The organism is Acidimicrobiales bacterium (assembly GCA_035512495.1).
Taxonomy (GTDB): domain Bacteria; phylum Actinomycetota; class Acidimicrobiia; order Acidimicrobiales; family CADCSY01; genus DATKDW01.
In genome coordinates this window covers 17,881-36,300 of record DATKDW010000051.1, presented here as the reverse complement: position 1 = coordinate 36,300, position 18,420 = coordinate 17,881, and the positions used below count along the sequence as shown (strand labels likewise).

General features: G+C 71.5%; 19 protein-coding genes. 12 read left to right on the top strand and 7 right to left on the bottom strand.

The window, feature by feature from the left end; all coding sequences use genetic code 11:
- Positions 1 to 10: 10 nt before the first annotated feature.
- From VMN58_07020 to VMN58_07010, 3 genes are read right to left on the bottom strand one after another with little or no spacing between them, the layout of a single operon-like run.
- Complete coding sequence (locus tag VMN58_07020; GenBank protein ID HUF32946.1) at positions 11 to 502, bottom strand: DUF2017 family protein; 492 nt, start codon at positions 500 to 502, stop codon at positions 11 to 13.
- A complete protein-coding gene (gene clpS / locus VMN58_07015) occupies positions 502 to 801 on the bottom strand; it encodes an ATP-dependent Clp protease adapter ClpS (GenBank protein ID HUF32945.1) in 300 nt (99 codons plus the stop codon). The genes VMN58_07020 and clpS overlap by 1 nt, the downstream gene beginning before the upstream one ends.
- Entirely contained in the window at positions 798 to 1,796 is a 999-nt protein-coding gene (locus VMN58_07010) for a COX15/CtaA family protein (GenBank protein ID HUF32944.1), read from the bottom strand. The genes clpS and VMN58_07010 overlap by 4 nt, the downstream gene beginning before the upstream one ends.
- Before the next feature lie 114 nt (positions 1,797 to 1,910).
- On the opposite strand from VMN58_07010, the gene VMN58_07005 reads away from it, so the two are divergent.
- From VMN58_07005 to VMN58_06965, 9 genes are all read left to right on the top strand, one after another.
- Positions 1,911 to 2,807, top strand: coding sequence for a heme o synthase (locus tag VMN58_07005; protein HUF32943.1), 897 nt, complete (start codon positions 1,911 to 1,913; stop codon positions 2,805 to 2,807).
- A gap of 115 nt (positions 2,808 to 2,922) precedes the next feature.
- Positions 2,923 to 4,527, top strand: coding sequence for a cbb3-type cytochrome c oxidase subunit I (locus tag VMN58_07000; protein HUF32942.1), 1,605 nt, complete (start codon positions 2,923 to 2,925; stop codon positions 4,525 to 4,527).
- Positions 4,527 to 5,192, top strand: coding sequence for a cytochrome c oxidase subunit 3 (locus tag VMN58_06995; protein ID HUF32941.1), 666 nt, complete (start codon positions 4,527 to 4,529; stop codon positions 5,190 to 5,192). The genes VMN58_07000 and VMN58_06995 overlap by 1 nt, the downstream gene beginning before the upstream one ends.
- On the top strand, positions 5,189 to 6,217 hold the full coding sequence (locus VMN58_06990; protein HUF32940.1) for a cupredoxin domain-containing protein: 1,029 nt from the start codon (positions 5,189 to 5,191) through the stop codon (positions 6,215 to 6,217). Before VMN58_06995 ends, VMN58_06990 begins: the two co-directional genes overlap by 4 nt.
- 118 nt (positions 6,218 to 6,335) lie before the next feature.
- Entirely contained in the window at positions 6,336 to 7,367 is a 1,032-nt protein-coding gene (gene coxB / locus VMN58_06985) for a cytochrome c oxidase subunit II (GenBank protein ID HUF32939.1), read from the top strand.
- 16 nt (positions 7,368 to 7,383) lie between these two features.
- Complete coding sequence (gene ctaD, locus VMN58_06980) at positions 7,384 to 9,414, top strand: cytochrome c oxidase subunit I (protein HUF32938.1); 2,031 nt, start codon at positions 7,384 to 7,386, stop codon at positions 9,412 to 9,414.
- On the top strand, positions 9,411 to 10,055 hold the full coding sequence (locus tag VMN58_06975; protein ID HUF32937.1) for a heme-copper oxidase subunit III: 645 nt from the start codon (positions 9,411 to 9,413) through the stop codon (positions 10,053 to 10,055). The genes ctaD and VMN58_06975 overlap by 4 nt, the downstream gene beginning before the upstream one ends.
- Before the next feature lie 9 nt (positions 10,056 to 10,064).
- A complete protein-coding gene (locus VMN58_06970; GenBank protein HUF32936.1) occupies positions 10,065 to 10,433 on the top strand; it encodes a cytochrome C oxidase subunit IV family protein in 369 nt (122 codons plus the stop codon).
- Between the two features lie 2 nt (positions 10,434 to 10,435).
- Positions 10,436 to 11,401, top strand: a complete 966-nt coding sequence (locus VMN58_06965) for a cytochrome c oxidase assembly protein (GenBank protein HUF32935.1) — start codon at positions 10,436 to 10,438, stop codon at positions 11,399 to 11,401.
- Between the two features lie 162 nt (positions 11,402 to 11,563).
- Here the strand turns inward: VMN58_06965 and VMN58_06960 are convergent, their stop codons facing one another.
- Both VMN58_06960 and VMN58_06955 read right to left on the bottom strand, forming a co-directional pair.
- Positions 11,564 to 12,292, bottom strand: coding sequence for an ABC transporter permease (locus VMN58_06960; GenBank protein HUF32934.1), 729 nt, complete (start codon positions 12,290 to 12,292; stop codon positions 11,564 to 11,566).
- Entirely contained in the window at positions 12,289 to 13,266 is a 978-nt protein-coding gene (locus VMN58_06955) for an ABC transporter ATP-binding protein (protein HUF32933.1), read from the bottom strand. The genes VMN58_06960 and VMN58_06955 overlap by 4 nt, the downstream gene beginning before the upstream one ends.
- A gap of 74 nt (positions 13,267 to 13,340) precedes the next feature.
- Between VMN58_06955 and serS the strand changes: the two genes are divergently transcribed.
- Positions 13,341 to 14,636, top strand: a complete 1,296-nt coding sequence (serS, locus tag VMN58_06950) for a serine--tRNA ligase (protein HUF32932.1) — start codon at positions 13,341 to 13,343, stop codon at positions 14,634 to 14,636.
- Here serS and VMN58_06945 read toward each other — a convergent pair.
- A complete protein-coding gene (locus tag VMN58_06945; GenBank protein ID HUF32931.1) occupies positions 14,591 to 15,070 on the bottom strand; it encodes a Fur family transcriptional regulator in 480 nt (159 codons plus the stop codon). The genes serS and VMN58_06945 overlap by 46 nt on opposite strands.
- 230 nt (positions 15,071 to 15,300) lie before the next feature.
- On the opposite strand from VMN58_06945, the gene VMN58_06940 reads away from it, so the two are divergent.
- Positions 15,301 to 16,401, top strand: coding sequence for a PQQ-binding-like beta-propeller repeat protein (locus tag VMN58_06940; GenBank protein ID HUF32930.1), 1,101 nt, complete (start codon positions 15,301 to 15,303; stop codon positions 16,399 to 16,401).
- Between the two features lie 31 nt (positions 16,402 to 16,432).
- Here VMN58_06940 and VMN58_06935 read toward each other — a convergent pair whose 3' ends face one another.
- The gene (locus VMN58_06935; GenBank protein ID HUF32929.1) at positions 16,433 to 17,701 is read right to left on the bottom strand and encodes an MFS transporter; all 1,269 of its coding nucleotides are present in this window, start codon (positions 17,699 to 17,701) and stop codon (positions 16,433 to 16,435) included.
- A 58-nt stretch (positions 17,702 to 17,759) separates the two neighbouring features.
- On the opposite strand from VMN58_06935, the gene pdxH reads away from it, so the two are divergent.
- Positions 17,760 to 18,410 carry a pyridoxamine 5'-phosphate oxidase gene (gene pdxH / locus VMN58_06930; GenBank protein ID HUF32928.1) on the top strand — a complete coding sequence of 217 codons (651 nt, stop codon included), beginning with the start codon at positions 17,760 to 17,762 and terminating at the stop codon, positions 18,408 to 18,410.
- The last annotated feature ends 10 nt before the right edge of the window (positions 18,411 to 18,420 follow it).

The following is an 18,420-nucleotide window of genomic DNA, read 5'->3' as shown; positions in this document are numbered from 1 at the left end:
CCCGTGAGCCTTAGTCGGCGAGGGCGGCGACGATCGACTCGAGGAGGATCCCCAGGTAGGCGTAGACGGCGAGCGCCGGGCCTTCGGGGTCGTCTGGGTCGGGGCTCAAGTCGGTGTCCTCGCTCACGTCGAGTCGGGTCCCGAGCACGAGGCGGAGGTCGTTGACCGCGCCCATCCAGGTCAGCAGCTGCTCCTCGTCGAGCCGGGTCGCCGCCAGGGTCTCCTCGACGGTGTCGAGGGCGGCGAGGCGACGCCCGAGCAGGTCGTCGTGCACGAGGCTGCGGTACTCGGCGTCGTGTTCGGGGTCGTCGACGTAGGCCGAGGGGAACAACCGGCGCAGGCCCGGGTCGGCGACGCCGGTTGCGCCGTCCCCGGCTCCGTCGGTGAGGGCGGTGCGGAGCTGGGGGACGAGGTTGGCGAGCAGCTCACGCTCCTGTTCGGGGAGGCGGATCTCGAAGTCACCGCTGCGGGTCCGCCGCACCCGGCGGGTGAAGAACCCCATCACGTGTCCTGCTGCATCGTGGCCCAGAGGCCGTGCTCGTGGAGGCGGAAGACGTCCATCTCGCACTTCTCGCGGGTGCCGTTCGACACGACGGCACGACCCTTGTGGTGGACGTCCATCATGAGGCTCGTCGCCTTCTCGAGGCTGTAGCCGAAGAGCTTCTGGAACACGAAGGTCACGTACGACATCAGGTTGATCGGGTCGTTCCAGACCAGGACGATCCAGGGGGTGTCGGTCTCGGCCTCCTCGCCGAGGTCGGGCTCCCGGACCTCGACGGGGCTGGTGGAGTCGACGATCACGTGGCGGCCAGCGTCTGGTCGCGCCGCGTCTCGTCGTCCCGGTCGTCGCGGTGGTCACGGTGGTCACGGTGGTCGGGAGGGTGCTCCTGGAGGCGGCGCCCGCCGGTCGTGGGCGAGAGCACCGCCGAGAGCACGAGGTTGAGTCGCACCACCGTCGTCCACACCGCGATGGCCCCGATGATGTGGACGCCCACCAGCAGCGCCGGGACGCCGGCGAACCACTGGGCGTACCCCACGCCGGCCTGAGCGAGGAGCAGCACCACCAGCACGGCGCCGGTGACCCGGACCCGCTCGGGGGCGCCTCGACGGACCAGCAGCGCGACGAGGGAGAGGGTCAGCACCACCATGACCACGACGGAGAGCCCGTGGACGCGGGCCACGTCGGGGAGGTGGAAGCCGAGACGGGTGGCCAGCTGGTCCCCGGCGTGGGGACCCGTGGCGGTGACCACCGTGCCGGTGAAGATCACGACAGCGGCCACCGCGAAGAGCGTGCGGCCGAGCCGCAGCACGAGCGGCTCCACCACGGCCACCGCCTGGCCCTCGGGCCGCCCGGCGCGGTGGTGCAGCACCACGGCGTTCCAGAGCAGGACCATGGAGAGCAGGAAGTGACCCATCACCAGCTGGGGGGAGAGCTCGAGCAGGACGACGGCCGCACCGAGGAGGATCTGGGCGACCACGCCGATCACCAGGCCGGCGGACAGCCACGTGAGATCCCCCCGGCGGGGACGGCGCAGCATCGACCCGAGCACCGCGAGGATCACCGCCACCGAGACCACGCCGGTGAAGAGGCGGTTCACGAACTCGATCATGGCCGGGGCGTGCGACATGTCGGCCGGCGCCAGCTGGCCCTGCTCGCAGGTGGGCCAGTCGGTGCACCCGAGTCCGGAGCCGGTGAGGCGCACGGCGGCACCTGTCACGATGATCGTGGCCAGCGCCAGCGTGGCACCCAGCGTGATGCACCGGTAGGCCCGGGGAGAGAGGCGGGGGAGGGCCATCGCCACGTCATGGTAGGGCGCCGGCGCCGGCGAGCTCATGTCGAGCGCGGCGTCGCGACGGGGTCCCCTCCGTCCGGGTTGGGCCACGCGACGACCCTCCCATAGGCTTCGCCCGTGCTCCAGGTCGACCGACCGGCGCTCGGCACCCGGCTCTCGGGCTATCTCGCCCTCACCAAGCCGCGGATCATCGAGCTCCTCCTCATCACCACGGTGCCGACCATGATCGTCGCCGCGGGGGGCCTGCCCTCGCTGTGGCTCATCCTCGCCACGCTTGCCGGCGGCGCGCTGGCCGCGGGTGGCGCCAACGCCATCAACATGTACGTCGACCGCGACATCGACGCCATCATGAAGCGGACCCAGAACCGTCCCTTGGTCACCGGCCTCATCGCTCCGCGCGACGCCCTCGTCTTCGCCATCGGGCTGGAGGTGGCGGCGTTCGCCCTGCTCTGGGGCACGGTCAACCTCCTGAGCGCCGTCCTGGCCGTCAGCGCCACGGCGTTCTACGTCTTCGTCTACTCGCTGTGGCTGAAGCGCACGTCGAGCAGCAACATCGTCGTCGGCGGCGCTGCCGGGGCCGTGCCGGTCCTGGTGGGCTGGGCAGCGGTGCAGAACTCGCTGTCGTGGGCGCCGATCGTGCTCTTCGGCATCATCTTCTACTGGACCCCGCCTCACTTCTGGGCCCTCGCCGTGCGCTACCGAGACGACTACGCCGCTGCCGACATCCCGATGCTGCCCGCCGTGGCCAGCCTGCGCACCACCTCGATCCGGATCCTCGGCTACACGCTCCTCCTCTGGGCCCTCACCCTGGTCTTCTCGCCAGTGGCGGGCATGGGGGCCATCTACCTCGTGGCTGCGGTCGTGCTGGGTGCGATCTTCACCTGGTTCTCGGTGCAGCTGCTCCGGGACTCGACCCCGGCGAGGGCGATGCGCCTCTTCACCTGGTCCATCACCTACATCAGCCTCCTGTTCGGGGCCATGGCCCTCGACCAGCTGCTTCGCTCCGGGGTGTGACGGGCCTGGTGCGGACGTGTTCGCCAGCCCTGTGCCCCCTGACTAACCTCCCGCCCGGCCGGTCGGCGCCCCCGCCCCGACCCCGGAGCCGACGATCCGAGGTTCGATCCGCCCCATGTCGATGACCGAGACCACAGAGGCCCCCGGCACCGCTCCGGCCGGCTCCACGACGACCGACGTGCCGGTCCTCCCGTCGGAGCTCGCGGGCCTGGCCGGCTGGCTCTCCACCGCCGACCACAAGCGGGTGGGGCGCATGTACCTCGTCACGTCGTTGGCGTTCCTGGTGGTGGGGGGCGTGGTGGGCGCCATCCTCGGCGTCGAGCGCATCGACAGCGGCCTGGCCCTCGTCTCCTCGGGCAGCTTCGAGCAGCTCCACACCTTCCACGGCGAGGTCGCCGTCCTGCTGTTCCTGGTCCCGTTCTTCCTTGGCCTGGCCACCTACCTCGTCCCGCTGCAGGTCGGTGCCCCCGACATCGCCTTCCCCCGGGGCGCGGCGGCCGCCTACTGGACCTATCTGGCCTCGGGCCTGGTCCTGGTCGGCGCCTACGCGGCCGACGGCGGCATCACGGGTGGCGACGCGGTGGCCGTCGACCTCTACCTGCTGTCGCTGATCGCCCTCGCCACGGCCACCTGCGTCGCCCTCGGCAGCGTGCTCACCACGATCGTCACCGAGCGGGCCCCCGGCATGACGCTGCTGCGCACGCCGCTGTTCACCTGGTCGATCCTCGTGGGCGGTGGCCTCACCCTGCTCACCAGCCCCGTGCTCATCGCCCGTCTGATCGAGCTCCTCATCGCCCACCGCTACGGCGGCGAGGTCGGGTCCTACGCCGACATCTCCTGGTTCTGGTCGGTCCCGACCGTCTACCTGCTGGTGGTGCCGGCCGCCGGTGTGGCCCTCGAGATCGTGCCGGTGATCGGCGCCAGCCGCTACCGGGTGCACGCCGCGGGGATCATCGTCCTCGGTGCCATGGGCGCCCTCGGCTTCGGCGCCTTCGTTCGCCTCGAGGAGGCCACCAGCGGGATCGGCAGCCTGGTCTTCGTCGCCATGGGCCTGGCATCGCTCCTGCCCGCCCTGGCGCTCGTCGGCCTGCTGGGCGACACCCTCCGCCGGGGACGTCTCACCCTCTCGTCCTCGCTGCTGCTCGCGCTCGGCGCTGTGGTGCTCCTCTTCCTCGGGGCCCTGGCCGGCGCGGCGTCGGTGATCGAGCCCCTCGAGCTCGACGGCATGGTCTGGCAGGTCGGCCAGATCCACCTCACCCTCTACGGCGGTGCCGTCCTCGGCGCCTTTGCCGCCCTCTGGTACTGGGCCCCCAAGATCTGGGGCGTCCACCTGGGTGAGCTCGCCGGCAAGGCCGTCTTCGCCCTCACGTTCCTCGGTGCCCTCCTCCTGGCCGCCCCGGACCTCGTGGCCGGCCTCGTCGAGGACCAGGCCGTGCGCTCGGCGACCCTCGACGGGAACCTCCTCGTCGGCCTCAACGTGGTGAGCCTCGTCGGCGGCGTCCTCGGCATCCTCGGCGTCCTCGTCGCTGTCGGCTCCCTCCTCTCGAGCGTGGGCCGCGGGAATGGCGTGCGGGCCACCGCCGACCCCTGGGGTGGCCACACCCTCGAGTGGGCCACGACCTCACCGCCCCCGCCGGGCAACTTCGTCGGCACCGTCCCCGTCGTCACCTCACCCACCCCGGTGCTCGACGCCCGCAGCGACACGGAGGTCCCCGCCTGATGGCCGTCTCCACCGACGTCTCCCGCTCCGGCGCCGCAGCGGCGACCGAAGAGGGGGCTCCGATGTCCCTGCTGGGCCTTCCCCCGGCGCCTGAGCCCCGTCGCCGCAACACCGTCGTGGTGGGCGCCCTCTTCGCCGTCGCGGCCGGGATCATGCTCCTCGCTGGCGTGCTGGCCAGCTACTTCGCCGCCCGGGAGGCCACCACCGGTGCCGGGGAGGAGTGGCTCGGGGCCGACCTGCCCAACGTCCCCCTGGTCGTGGCCTACGGCACCCTCCTGATGTCGATGGTCACCGCCCAGTGGGCTGTGGCCGCGGTCAAGATCGGTGAGCGGCGCCAGCTGTACCTGGCTGTCGGGATCACCATCCTCCTGGGCCTGGCCTTCGTGAACGCCCTGTCGTTCTCATGGGACGTCCTCGGCCTGGCCGCCGGTGAGTCGGCGGTGGCCAACGCCATGTACCTGGTGACGGTGACCCACCTCCTGATGGTGGTGGCCGCCGTCGCCGTGTTCGTGGTCATGGGCTTCCGGGCCCTCGGCGGGCAGCTCAGCCCGCGCAACAGCGAGTTCGTCGCCGCCGCCGCCATCGTCTGGCACTTCGTCGCCCTCGCGGGCGTCGTGGTGTGGTGGTGCGTCTGGTTCCTCGAGGGAGGTCCTGGCTCCACATGATCACCACCGGCGCCAAGCTCTGGTACGCCATCGCCCTCCTGGCCTTCGTGGCTGCCGGCGTCTACTTCGTCGCCACCAGTGGCGAGGAGTACGGGGCCATCGTCCTGGCCTTCGCCGGTGTCGCCGCCGCGGTCCTCGGGACCACGGCGACGGTGGTCCGCGACGGAGACGTCGCTGCGCCCGCCGAAGGCGCCACCGTCACCGAGGTACCCCACCCCCACGCTCTCCCTGCCCTCTGGCCCGCCTTGTCGGCGGTCGGCGTGGCCCTCACCGTCATCGGCTTCGCCGCCGGCAACGCCTTTCTCTACGCAGGCCTCGCCCTCCTCGGCGTCGTCCTCGTCGAGTGGATGGTCCAGGCATGGGCCGAGCGGGCTTCGTCCGACCCCGGCGCAAACCAGGGGCTCCGGAACCGGATCATGTTCCCCCTCGAGATCCCCGCCCTTGCCGTGATCGGCTTCGCGGTGGTGGTGCTGGCGTTCTCCCGGGTGCTGCTGGCGCTGCCGCAGACCGGGTCCTCCGTGGTCGCCATCCTCATCGCCGCCCTCGTGTTGAGCATCGCCGCGATCCTGGCCAACCGGCCGCAGCTGAGCTCCTCGCTGATCAGCGGCATCGTCGTCCTCGGGGTGATCGCCCTCCTGGGTGGGGGCATCATCGGCGCAGTCGCCGGCGAGCGCGAGTTCCACCACTACGGCGACGACCACGCTGACGTCGAGTCCGACGCCGACGTCGTCATCTCGGCGTCGAGCGCGACCGGCTTCGACCAGGAGGTGGTGACGCTCGACGCCGACACCGACGTGACGATCGTCTTCGAGAACCACGACGACGAGACCGTCCAGCACAACGTCCACATCCAGGGCCTCGACGACGCCGTCACGGAGATCATCCCCGGTGGGAACGCCGCGACGGTCCTGATCAACGCTCCTCCCGGCGAGCACACCTTCATCTGCGACGTGCACCCCACCACCATGCAGGGGACCCTCGTGGCCCAGGAGCCGGCCGCGGACGACCCCCACGGCACCCCGTGACCTGCGCTTCGGCGAGTTGGCCGCCCCCACCGTCTTCGGCAAGGCTTCGGGCCGGCGGCTGTGCCGCCCCCCGCCTGCACTCCTTCCGACCCACCGTGTGCCTCGCAGGAGCCCGTGCATGAAGGTTCTCCAGTCCCGCCGCCTGCTCCGCTGGCTCGGCCCCGCGACGATGGTGCTCGTGCTGGGCGCCTGCGCCGGCGACGCCCCCCAGGACGCGCTCGACCCGGCCGGCCCCTACGCCCGCTCGGTCCACAACCTCTTCGTGCCCGTGTTCTGGGTGGCGGTGGCCGTCTTCGTGCTCGTCCAGGGCGCGATCGTCTTCGCGGTGATCAAGTTCCGTCGCAAGGACGGCGACGATGCCTGGCCCGAGCAGACGCACGGCAACACCCGCCTCGAGGTTGGCTGGACGATCCTCCCCGCCCTCGTGCTCGCGGTGATGGCCGTCTTCACCGTGCCGGTCATCTTCGAGCTCGACGACAAGCGCCCCGACGAGTCCATCTTGGTGGAGGTCACCGGTCAGCAGTACTGGTGGGCCTTCTCCTACCCCGAGCACGGCGACATCGTCACCGCCAACGAGCTGCACATCCCCGCCGGGCGCCCCGTGTTCCTGGAGATGACCTCCGAGGACGTCGTCCACTCGTTCTGGTCGCCTCGCCTCAACGGCAAGCGCGACGTCACCCCCGGCCGCGTCCACACCTGGACCATCGAGGCCGACGAGCCCGGCGTCTACTCCGGCCAGTGCGCCGAGTTCTGCGGCGCCTCCCACGCCAACATGCGCCTGAAGGTCGTGGCACACGACGAGGCCGGTTTCGACGCCTGGGTCGAGAGCCAGCACCAGCTCCCCGAGGCGCCCACCGACGGCCTCGCCGCCGAGGGCTTCGAGCTGTTCGAGACCCGTGGTTGCGCTGCCTGCCACGACGTGCGGGGCCAGTACGAGGTGGTCTCGGAGACCTCCCCGCCGGCGCCCGACCTGACCCACCTCTTCACCCGCGACTGCTTCGCCGGGTGCATCTACGACCTCAACGACCGCAACGAGGTCGAGGCCTGGCTGCGCGACCCGCAGCGCAAGGCCGGTTCCCTGATGGTGATCGGCGAGCTCAGCGAGGCCGACATCGACGCCCTGTACGCCTACCTCGAGACGCTGCGATGACCTGGAGCGCCCCCCAATGGCACTGACCGACGACCGTCCCGTCCTCGAGCTGACGGCAGGGGAAGACGCCGAGCGGCGCGAGCCCCTCGGCGTCTTCCGGCGACCCACCGCCACCACCGGCTGGCGCTCGTGGCTGACCTCGGTCGACCACAAGAAGATCGGCATCATGTACGGCGCCACCGCGATGGTCTTCTTCGCCATCGGCGGCCTCGAGGCGCTCCTCATCCGCACGCAGCTGGCCACACCCGACGGACAGGTGCTGAGCGAGCAGGCCTACAACCAGGCCTTCACCATGCACGGCACCACCATGGTCTTCCTGGTGATCATGCCGATGCTGGCCGCCTTCGCGAACTACCTGATCCCGCTCATGATCGGGGCGCGCGACGTCGCCTTCCCCCGGCTGAACGCCCTCAGCTACTGGATCTTCCTGGCGGGCGGGCTCTTCCTCTACTCCAGCTTCTTCCTCGGGGGCGCCCCCGACAACGGCTGGACCTCGTACGCGCCCCTCAGCAACAACCTCGCCTACTCGCCCGGGATGGGCCAGGACTTCTGGACGCTCGGCCTCCAGATCACGGGCATCGCCTCGCTGGCGAGCGCGGTCAACCTGATCGTCACCGTCATCAACATGCGGGCCCCCGGCATGACGCTCATGCGGATGCCGATCTTCGTGTGGATGAGCCTGGTGGCGCAGTTCCTGCTGCTCTTCGCCATCCCGGTCATCACCGTGGCGCTGTTCCTGCTCATGTTCGACCGGCTCTTCGGCGCCAACTTCTTCAACGTGGCCGAGGGTGCCGACCCGCTGCTGTGGCAGCACCTCTTCTGGATCTTCGGCCACCCCGAGGTCTACATCCTGATCCTGCCGGCGTTCGGCATCATCTCGGAGGTCATCCCGGCCTTCGCCCGTAAGCCGCTGTTCGGCTACCCGTTCATGGTGTTCTCCGGTGTGGCCATCGGGTTCATGGGCTGGGGCGTGTGGGCCCACCACATGTTCGCCTCCGGGCTCGGCCCCGTGTCGGTGGCGGCCTTCTCGCTGTCGACGATGTTCATCGCCGTGCCCACGGGCGTGAAGATCTTCAACTGGATCGCCACCCTCTGGAACGGGAAGCTGAACTTCACCGTGCCCATGCTCTTCGCGGTGGCGCTGGTGTCTCAGTTCGTGATCGGCGGCCTCTCGGGCGTGACCCACTCGGTCGCCCCGCACGACACCCAGCAGCACGACACGTACTACATCGTCGCCCACTTCCACTACGTGCTCTTCGGCGGATCGATGTTCGGCATCTTCGCCGGCGTCTACTTCTGGTGGCCAAAGGTCTTCGGGCGGATGCTGAGCGAGACCATCGGCAAGGCTCACTTCTGGCTGATGTTCGCCGGCTTCAACCTCACGTTCGGGCCGATGCACATCCTCGGGCTCCAGGGCCAGCCCCGCCGCACCGCGACCTACGCCGAGGGCATGGGTTGGGACCTGATGAACCAGCTGGCGACGTGGGGCTCGTACCTGATCGCCGCGTCGTTCCTCCTCTGGATCTTCAACGTGGTGAAGAGCCGCGCCAACCCGCCCGCCGGCGCCGACCCCTGGGACGCCCGCACGCTCGAGTGGTCCATCTCCTCCCCGCCACCGGCCCACAACTTCGACATCGAGCCGACGGTCAGCCAGCTCGACGAGTGGTGGCACCGCAAGTACGGCGAGGACGACCACGGCGTGATCGTTCGGCGCGATGACTACGAGTGGATGTCGGTGGTGGGTCCCGAGGAAGGTGGCACCTCGGCACCCCCGCCCGAGTCGATCCACCTGCCGTCGCCGTCGTACTGGCCGATCGTGCTGGCCCTGGGCCTGCCACTGATCGCCTACGGCCTCCTCTTCACCTACTGGCTGTCGGCCCTCGGCGGCCTCGTCCTGATCGCATCCGTCTACGGCTGGAGCCTCGAGCCGTCGGTCGACCCCGACGCCGGCCACGGCCACGTCGAGCCCGACCGGGTCGACGATGACGACGACCCCGGCACCGCGGCCGACCCCGTCGCCGCCGGCACCACGGAGGAGCCCTCGTGAGCACCACCGAGCAGTCGACCATGGTGGTGCCCCCCGGTGGGCACGAGCCGCACGCCGAGCACGCCGGAGGCGGGCACCACACGAGCACCGGCCTCTCCAACGAGAAGATGGCGATGTGGACCTTCCTCGGGTCCGAGTGCCTTCTCTTCGGCGGGCTGATCTCGACCTTCCTGCTCTACCGGGGAAAGGAGGTCGTCAGCGGGCCAGAGGTGCGCGAGCTCTACGACATCCCCTTCACCTCGGTCAGCTCGTTCATCCTGTTGATGAGCTCGCTGACCATGGTGCTGGCCCTGTCGGCGATCCAGCGGGGCAACCACCGCCAGCTCCGCACCTGGTTGCTCACCACCGCACTGCTGGGCTCCACCTTCGTCGCCGGCCAGGTCTACGAGTTCACGGCCTTCTACCGGGAGGGCCTGGGCTTCACGACCAACATCCAGAGCTCGGCGTTCTACGTGCTCACCGGGTTCCACGGCGCGCACGTCACGATCGGCATCGTGATGCTGCTGAGCCTGTTCGTGATGTCGCACCGGGGCTCACTGCCCACGGGGCGCTCGGAGACGGTCGAGATCGTTGGCCTCTACTGGCACTTCGTCGACATCGTCTGGATCATCATCTTCACCGTCATCTACCTCGTCCCCTAAGAGGCGACCATGAGCGAGACCGAGACCTTCGAGCAGGATCCCGCATCGGCGCCCACGGCGCACGAGGAGACGGTCACCGGGGCGGGCCACGAGCACCCCAACGACCGCAAGTACGCGACGATCGCCCTGATCCTGGGCGCCATCACCGCCGTGGAGGTCCTCTTCTACTACCTCGAGGACGACCTCGGGAACACGATCGTGATCACCGGGCTCCTGCTGATGATGGCGGTCAAGTTCTGGGTCGTCGCCGCGTTCTTCATGCACCTGCGCTTCGACTCCAACCTCTTCACCAGGCTCTTCTACTCCGGTCTCGCCCTGGCCGCCGCGGTCTACGTCGTGTTCCTCGCCACGTTCTCCTTCTGGGGCTCGTCGGGCTGACCGTGGGTGCCTCGGCGGAGCTGGTCCACGGCAGCACCATGGCCGCCCAGGCCGACCCCTGGCGGTTCACCCCGCACCCCGAGGTCTGGGTGCTGGTCGGGGGCCTGGCCCTCCTCTACTGGTACGCCATCACCCGCATCGGGCCCACGGCCACCCGTCCTGACGAGCCGGTGGTGACCGCCAGCCAGGTCCGCTGGTTCGTCGCCGGCCTGGTGCTGCTGTGGGTCGCCTCGGACTGGCCTGTGCACGACATCGCCGAGGGCTACCTCTACAGCGTCCACATGGTCCAGCACCTGCTGCTGTCGCTGGTGATCCCCCCGATGGTCCTGCTGGCGACGCCCACCTGGCTCGCCCGGATGGTGGTGGGCAGCGGGGTGCCGTATCGGGTGCTGCGCTTCCTCACCCGACCGGTCACTGCCACGTTGATCTTCAACGCCGTGGTCGCCGCGACCCACATCCCTGGCGTGGTCAACGCGTCGGCGTCCAGTGCGCCGCTGCACTACCTGGTGCACGTGGTCGTGGTCGCCGCCGCCCTCATCATGTGGACCCCGGTGGCGGGCCCGCTGCCGGAGCTGCGATTCACCCTCCCGGTGCAGATGATCTTCCTGTTCATGCAGTCGATCATCCCGACCGTGCCCGCCGGGTGGCTGACCTTCGCCGAGGGCGTCGTCTACAAGGCCTACGACGTGCCCACCCGCCTCGCCGGCATGTCGGTGGCCCACGACCAGCAGCTGGCCGGCCTGGTGATGAAGACCGTCGGCGGCTTCTACCTCTGGTTCGTGATCGCCATGCTGTTCATCCGCTTCGCCACCAAGCAGCAGGAGGATGACCGCGCCGGTGGCATGCCGCTCGATCGGCGGGCACCGGTCGCGACGGCGGCCGGGACGTTGACGTGGGAGGAGGTCGAGCGCCAGCTCAAGACCGCACCCCCCGCCCCGACCGATCCCGTCGACCGTCCCACTTCCTGACCCGGACGCGGTCCGTGGTTCTGGCACCAGAATCGCGCTGCCCGACGGCGCGTTTCTGGTGCCAGAACAATGTCGCCTCGGTTATGGCACCAACATCGCGCTGCCCGACGGCGCGTTTCTGGTGCCAGAACGATGTCGATGTCGCTCGACAGCTCCCGCGGGCTACTCCCAGCGGAAGCGCCAGACGGCGAGGGCGGGGGCGGCGAACGCCCATGCGACCAGGACCAGCCAGGCTCTGGCCGGCACGGCAGCTCCGGTCGTGAGGGCGGCGTCGAGGGCGGCCGAGAGGGCACCGGCCGGTAGCAGCTCGGCGATCGTCCGCAGCGCACTGGGCAGCCGGTCGAGGGGAAAGACCATGCCACCGAGGAGGAGAAGGACCAGGTAGAGGCCGTTGGCGGCGGCGAGCGTGGTGAGTGCCGGGAGGGTCCCGGCGAGCAACAACCCGATGCCGGCGAAGCCCACGCTGGCCACGAGGGCGACAACGGCCGCCACCGCCGGGTTGCCGCCCGGCCGCCAGCCGAGGGCGACGGCCACCCCCACCAACACCACCACCTGCACCACCTCCACCGCGAGGACGGCGATGGTCTTGGCGCCGAGGAGGCGCGGCCGGCCGAGCGGGGTGGTGCCGAGGCGCTTGAGGACGCCGAGCTCACGCTCGAAGCCCGTGGCGATCGCGGGGTTCACCATGGCGGCCGACATCACCGCCAGGGCAAGGATGCCGGGCGCCAGGAAGTCGACGGGGTTGTCGACGCCCGCTGGCATGGGAAGCACGTCGACCAGGGAGAAGAACACCAGCAGCACCACCGGGATGCCGAGGAGGAGGAGGAGTGACTCACCCCGGCGGGCGGTGAGCGCCAGCTCGGTTCGTGCCTGGGCCAGCAACGCCGTCATCGGCGTCTCCGGACCCGCCGCCGGCCCGTCCCCGGCACAGGCCCGTCGCCCTCCGCCGCCGCGGTGGCAGCGCTGGCCTCGCTGGTGAGGCGGAGGAACACGTCCTCCAGGCGCTGGCGGCCTGCCCGCAGGTCGGCGAGGGGGAGGTCGTGGGCTGCCAGCCAGCCGGTGAGACCAGCCACGGCAGCCGGTGTGGGCGGGACGGCGGCGACGTACTCGCCCGGCGTGACCTCGGTGACAGAGGCTCCGATCGAGGTGGCCAGGTCGGCGACGTCGATGCCCGCCGGCGCGCCGAAGCGGATCTCGTCGCCGGGGCCGGAGCCCATGAGCTCGGCGGGCGTGCCCGCTCCCACCACGGTCCCCCGGTCGATGATCACCACGCGGTCGGCCAGGCGCTCGACGTCCTCCAGGTCGTGGGTCGTCATGACCACTGCCACCCCTGCCTCGCGCAGCTCACGGACCACCTGGCGGACCACCTGGCGCCCGCCGACATCGATCCCCGCTGTTGGCTCGTCGAGGAATGCGACCTCCGGCCTCCCGACGAGGGCCAACGCGAGGGAGAGGCGCTGCTGCTCACCACCGGAGAGCTGGCGCCAGGTGGCGCCCTCCACCGGTCGCAGCCCCACGCGGTCGAGCAGCTGCTCGGGGTCGGCAGGGTCGTCGTAGTAGGCCGCGAAGAGGCGCAGCGCCTCGAGGGGACGGATGCCCGGGTACACGCCGTCCTGTTGGAGCATCACGCCGATGCGAGGTGCGAGCCGGGCCCGGTCGCGGCGGGGGTCGAAGCCGAGTACGCGCACCTCGCCAGTGTCGGGCCGCCGGTATCCCTCGAGGGTCTCGACGGTGGTGGTCTTCCCGGCGCCGTTCGGCCCGAGCAGCGCGCAAACCTCACCCGCCTCTGCCTCGAAGCTGATGCCACGAACGGCGGTGGTGTCGCCGTAGCGGACGACCAAGTCGGACACCGACACCGCAGGCACGACGGGACGCTACCGTCGCCCGGCCGGGGCCAACCGACTTCGGCGGCATCGCTCCGCCCGCTACCGTCCCCGCCATGCTCGATGCCCGACGGTTGCGCACGGAGCTCGACGTTCTGAAGGCCGGCCTGGCCCGCAAAGGCGCCGACCTGGGCGAGCTCGACCGTGCGGCATCGCTCGACGAGCGCCGACGGGCGCTCCAGGAGGGGCGCGACCGGATCCGCAGCGAGGTCAACGACCTCTCGAAGGAGGTGGGTCGGCTCTCCAGCGCCGGCGACCGTGAGGCTGCCGAGGCGAGGAAGGAGCAGAGCCGAGCGCTCGGCGACGAGGAGAAGCAGCTCGCCACAGAGGCCGACCTCGCCGCGGTCGAGCTGCGGGAGCTGCTGCTGCGCATCCCCAACCTGCCTGCCGACGACGCGCCAGACGGGCTCGGCGAGGACGACAACGTGGTGCTGCGCGTCGAGGGCTACGACCCCGACGGCTACGGCGAGCACCAGCGCGTGCCGCACTGGGAGGTCGGCGAGGAGCTCGGCATCCTCGACCTCGAGCGGGGCGCCAAGATCGCCGGGTCGATGTTCCCCATGTACCGGGGCGCCGGTGCACGGCTGCTGCGGGCCCTCACCGCCTTCGCCCTCGACCGCCACAGCGACGCGTTCGAGGAGATCCGGCCCCCGACCTTCGTTCGCACCGAGACCCTGGTGGCCACCGGTCAGCTCCCCAAGTTCGCTGACGACGCCTACCACATGGAGCGCGACGACCTGTGGGCCATCCCCACAGCGGAGGTGCCTCTGACGTCGCTGGCCCGCGACGAGATCCTCGAGGAGGGCGACCTGCCCGTCCGCCTCACCGCCGCCACCGCCTGTTATCGGCGGGAGTCGGGCTCGGCGGGTCGCGACACCCGCGGCCTGCTGCGCAGCCACGAGTTCGACAAGGTCGAGATCCTCTCGTACTGCACCCCCGAGCAGGCCCCGGCCATGCACGAGGAGCTGCTGGGCCGAGCCGAGGGCCTGCTGCAGGAGCTGGGCCTGCCGTACCGCGTGCTCGACATCTGCACCGGCGACCTCGGCCAGTGCCACGCCCGCCAGTTCGACCTCGAGGTCTACGCACCGGGCGTCGACCGGTGGCTCGAGGTCTCGTCGGTGTCGTGGTTCAGCGACTACCAGGCCCGCCGGGCGAACATCCGCTACCGGCCCGCCGGCGGCAAGGGCACGGCGTTCGTGCACACCCTCAACGGATCGGCGCTGGCGTGGTCGAGGATCTGGCCGGCCATCGTGGAGTCGCACCGTCGGCCCGACGGCAGCGTCGGGGTGCCCGAGGTCCTGCAGCCCTACCTCGGTGGCGCGGACACGCTGGCGGGTCCGCCGGCCTCGTGAGCGCAGCGCTCGCACGTCCCCACGAGGGCGAAGTGGTGGGTGTCGAGGTGAAACCCGAAGTCACCCTCCAGCCGCTCCGCCACGTCGGCAAAGAGGCCGTCGGGGAGGTGGATCACCGCACCGCAGCGCTCGCAGGCGGCGTGGTGCTGGAGCTGGTCGGTCAGGTGGTAGATCGCCCGGCCGTGGCCGAGGTGGACGTGGGTGACCACGCCGAGTGCCTCGAAGGCCTCGAGGGCGCGGTACACCGTCGAGAGGTGGACCTCGGGCTGGCTACGCCGCACGACCTCGGCCAGCTCCTCTGCGCTGACGTGGCCCGGCCCGTCGAGGAGGCCGGCGAGCACCGCCCGTCGGGCTCCGGTGACGCGCCCGCCCCTGGCCCTGAGGCGGGCGAGGACCTGCTCCTCCCGCTCGCTTCGCCCACCGCCGGTCGCCACGCCGGCAGGGTAGCGCTGGTCGCTCCGCGGCCGGCCGGGGGCTCGCCGTCACGCTGAGCGCCCCCGCCCGCTGCGTCGGCTGCGGTGCGGCCAGGGCCTCGGTGGCTGCCTCGTGCCCCCGCTGCGGCCGCCCCGCCCCGTCGCCCCGGCCGGTGGCGCCCCCGAGCGCGCCGCGGTGCCCGGCCTGTGGCAGCACCGCCCTCGGTGCCAGGACCTGCCCCGCCTGCGGGTTGCCCCGCCCGCCTGCGCCGGCCGAGCCGCCGGCGCCGGTCAGGACCCGGAGCAACGTCCCGCTGGCGGTGGCGCTCGGCGTGGTGTCGGTGGTCGTTGCTGTGGTGGTCGCGTCGGTCTGGCGCCAACCCGGTGATGCCGGCCTGACGGCGGTGTGGCGCCTGACCGCCGGCGCCGAGGTCATCAGCCCGCCGGCGGTCGACGGGCGCGACGCCTTCGTGGCCACCGCCGACGGCGTCGCGCTGGCCGTTGGCCTGAGCGACGGACGGGTCCGCTGGCGCTTCGAGGCCGGCGAGCGGGCGGTGGGTGGCCTCGTCGCCCACGCCGGGCTCGCCTACCTGGTGACTTCCGCGCCCGATGGGGAGGCCGGGCACGTCTTCGCCGTGGACACCCGCACCGGCAGCGAGCGGTGGCGGCTGACCATCGACGTGGCGCCCGGTGGGCCATTGGCGATCGACGGCACCTCGGCGTTTCTCCTGGCCGGCGAGGTCCTGGCCGTGGACGCGGTCACCGGCGAGGAGCGCTGGCGCCGTGCGGTCGGTGCCGGTCCGGGCATGGTGGCGGCGGGGGCGGGAACGGTCGTCGTCGTCACCGACGCCGGGATCGAGGCGCTCGACGCCCGAGCCGGCGAGCAGCGTTGGGAGCGCCGCACGCCTGCCCGCCCCGAGGTGCCCCCGGTGGTCGTGGGCGACGTGGTGGTCACCGGCGACGGAGGTGGAGCGGTGGTCGGCCTCTCGACCCTCGACGGTGGCGAGCGCTGGCGGGTCGCCACCGGGGGGCTCCTCCTCCAGTCGCCGGCGTCGGCCGGTGGGGTCGTCGTGGTGGCCACGACCGATGGCGCCCTCGCCCTCGACGTCGCCAGCGGCTCGGTGCGGTGGCGGGCCGGCCCGGGCGGCGATCGGACCCTTCGGGTCGCCACCGACGGCTCGGCGGTGGCGGCCGTGACCGACGGCGAGCTGCAGGTGCTCGACGCCCGCACCGGTGCGCGGATCGGCGTCGCCAGCGCGCCTCGGGCGCGCCACGCCGTGGCCCCCGTCGTGGTCGCCGACGGCGTCCTCCTGATCGCCGGGGAGGTCGTGGAGCTGGTGCCGATGCAATGAGCGTGGCCCCAGCGGGGGCACGGTGGCTGCGTCAGGTCGATGCGGCCCGGACCGAGCCGCTGCCCGTCAGGAGCACAACGGCGCCGGCGACCGACGCCATGGCCGCCAGCGTGAGGGCCAGGCCGTAGCCACCGGTGGCGTCGTGCACCACACCCACCACGGCGGGCCCTCCTGCCACGCCCATCGTCATGACCAGCTGGCTCACCGAGTAGATCCGACCGTACTCCCGCACCCCGAAGGCCTCGGCCAGGAGGAGCGGGTGGAGCATCAGCAGGTTGCCGATGGTGAGGCCGAACGCGACCGAGCCGGCGTAGAGCGCGGCACTGCCCTGACCGGTGGCGAGGAGGACCAGTGCGAGGCCCTGGGTGACCATGAGGACGACGGTGAGGGCTCGGATGGGCACACGGGTCGCCAGCCAGCCGCCCACCAGGCGGGCGACCACGCTGGTGGCGGCCACCACCGAGACCGCCGACGCCGCCCGGCCCTCGTCGAGGCGTTCGCTGACCAGGTTGAAGTGGTGGGCGAGCCCGCCGACCTGCGCCAGCATCACCAAGACGTAGGCCGCGGTGACGGCGATGAAGAACCGGGTCGTCCGGGCCACGGCGTAGGGCACGCCGTCGATCTCCCGGGCTGTCCCGTCGTCGGGCGGAGCGGGGTCTCCGTCGGGCTGGAGGCCGAGTGCAGCCGGGGACGACCGGACCACGGCGGCGGTGACAGGGATGATCCCCACCACGAAGGCCAGTCCCAGCCACGGGGTCACGGCGTCGAGGCCGTGGCGGGTGATGAGCCCGGCGGTGAGCGGTGTGATCACGATCCCACCCACGGACAGCCCGGTAGACGCCACGGACAGGGCGACGGACCGGCGGCGGGTGAACCAGCGCGTCACCACCGTGATCCCGGGCACCAGCCCCGCGGCGGAGAACCCGGCGCCGAAGACGACGTAGAGGGCATAGACCTGCCAGAGGACGGTGACCTGTCCGAGCAGGGCGAGGGAGGCGCCTCCGAGCAAGGCGCCGCCGGCGATGGTGGGCCGGGGGTCGTGGCGTTCGATGAGTCGGGCAACCGGTAGGCCGACGACCCCGCTGGTGAGGAAGAACACGGCGGTGGCGCCGGAGACTCCTCCCACGGAGAACCCCTGCTCGGTGGTCAGGGCTCGGAGGTACACGGTCAGGTTGTAGAAGCCGAGCCCGGATGCGACGGAGAGCATGGTGAAGACCGCGGCGACCACGGCCCAGCCGTAGAAGACGCGTCCAGGTGGGGTTGGTCCGCCCACCGTCTCATCCCGCCCGGTCACCACCACCCGGCAATGATGCCTGCCGAGGGTGGGCCGGGTCGTTGGACGGGTGTTGACTGGCGGGGTGGACGACGAGCTGGCCCGCCTGCGTGAGGAGTACCGCCGAGCCTCGCTGGACGAGGGCGAGGTTGGCCACGACCCGATGGCGCTGTCCCGCGCCTGGGTGGCAGAGGCGGTGGCGGCGGGCCTCGACGAACCCAACGCCATGGTGCTGTCGACCGTCGGGTCCGACGGGTCCCCGTCGTCGCGGGCGGTGCTGCTCAAGGGCCTCGACGACGCCGGCTTCCGGTTCTTCACCAACTACGACAGCGTGAAGGGCCGCGAGCTGGCCGCCGACCCGCGCTGCTCGCTGGTGCTGGTCTGGACCTTCCTCGCCCGCCAGATCCGGGTCTCGGGGCGCGCCGAGCGGCTCCCGGCGTCGGAGTCCGACGCCTACTTCGCCAGCCGTCCTCGCGGTGCCCGCCTCGGGGCCCTGGTCTCCGAGCAGAGCCGGCCCATCGCCGACCGGGGCGTGCTCGAGCGGCGCCTCGCCGAGGTCGAGGCCGCCTACCCCGAGACCGAGGAGATCCCTCGCCCGCCCCACTGGGGTGGCTACCTGGTGGTGCCCGAGGTCATCGAGGTGTGGAACGGCCGCCCCGACCGCCTCCACGACCGGTTCCACTTCACCCGCGCCACCCCCGGCGCCCCGTGGTCCCGCCGGCGCCTCGCTCCCTGACCGGGATCTA

Bases quoted from the DNA above. Each gene is read 5' to 3' on its own strand.
- VMN58_07020 (HUF32946.1), bottom strand. From the start codon at position 502: ATGGGGTTCTTCACCCGCCGGGTGCGGCGGACCCGCAGCGGTGACTTC.
- VMN58_07010 (HUF32944.1), bottom strand. From the start codon at position 1,796: ATGGCCCTCCCCCGCCTCTCTCCCCGGGCCTACCGGTGCATCACGCTG.
- VMN58_07000 (HUF32942.1), top strand. From the start codon at position 2,923: ATGTCGATGACCGAGACCACAGAGGCCCCCGGCACCGCTCCGGCCGGC.
- VMN58_06995 (HUF32941.1), top strand. From the start codon at position 4,527: ATGGCCGTCTCCACCGACGTCTCCCGCTCCGGCGCCGCAGCGGCGACC.
- VMN58_06990 (HUF32940.1), top strand. From the start codon at position 5,189: ATGATCACCACCGGCGCCAAGCTCTGGTACGCCATCGCCCTCCTGGCC.
- coxB (HUF32939.1), top strand. From the start codon at position 6,336: ATGAAGGTTCTCCAGTCCCGCCGCCTGCTCCGCTGGCTCGGCCCCGCG.
- ctaD (HUF32938.1), top strand. From the start codon at position 7,384: ATGGCACTGACCGACGACCGTCCCGTCCTCGAGCTGACGGCAGGGGAA.
- VMN58_06970 (HUF32936.1), top strand. From the start codon at position 10,065: ATGAGCGAGACCGAGACCTTCGAGCAGGATCCCGCATCGGCGCCCACG.
- VMN58_06960 (HUF32934.1), bottom strand. From the start codon at position 12,292: ATGACGGCGTTGCTGGCCCAGGCACGAACCGAGCTGGCGCTCACCGCC.
- serS (HUF32932.1), top strand. From the start codon at position 13,341: ATGCTCGATGCCCGACGGTTGCGCACGGAGCTCGACGTTCTGAAGGCC.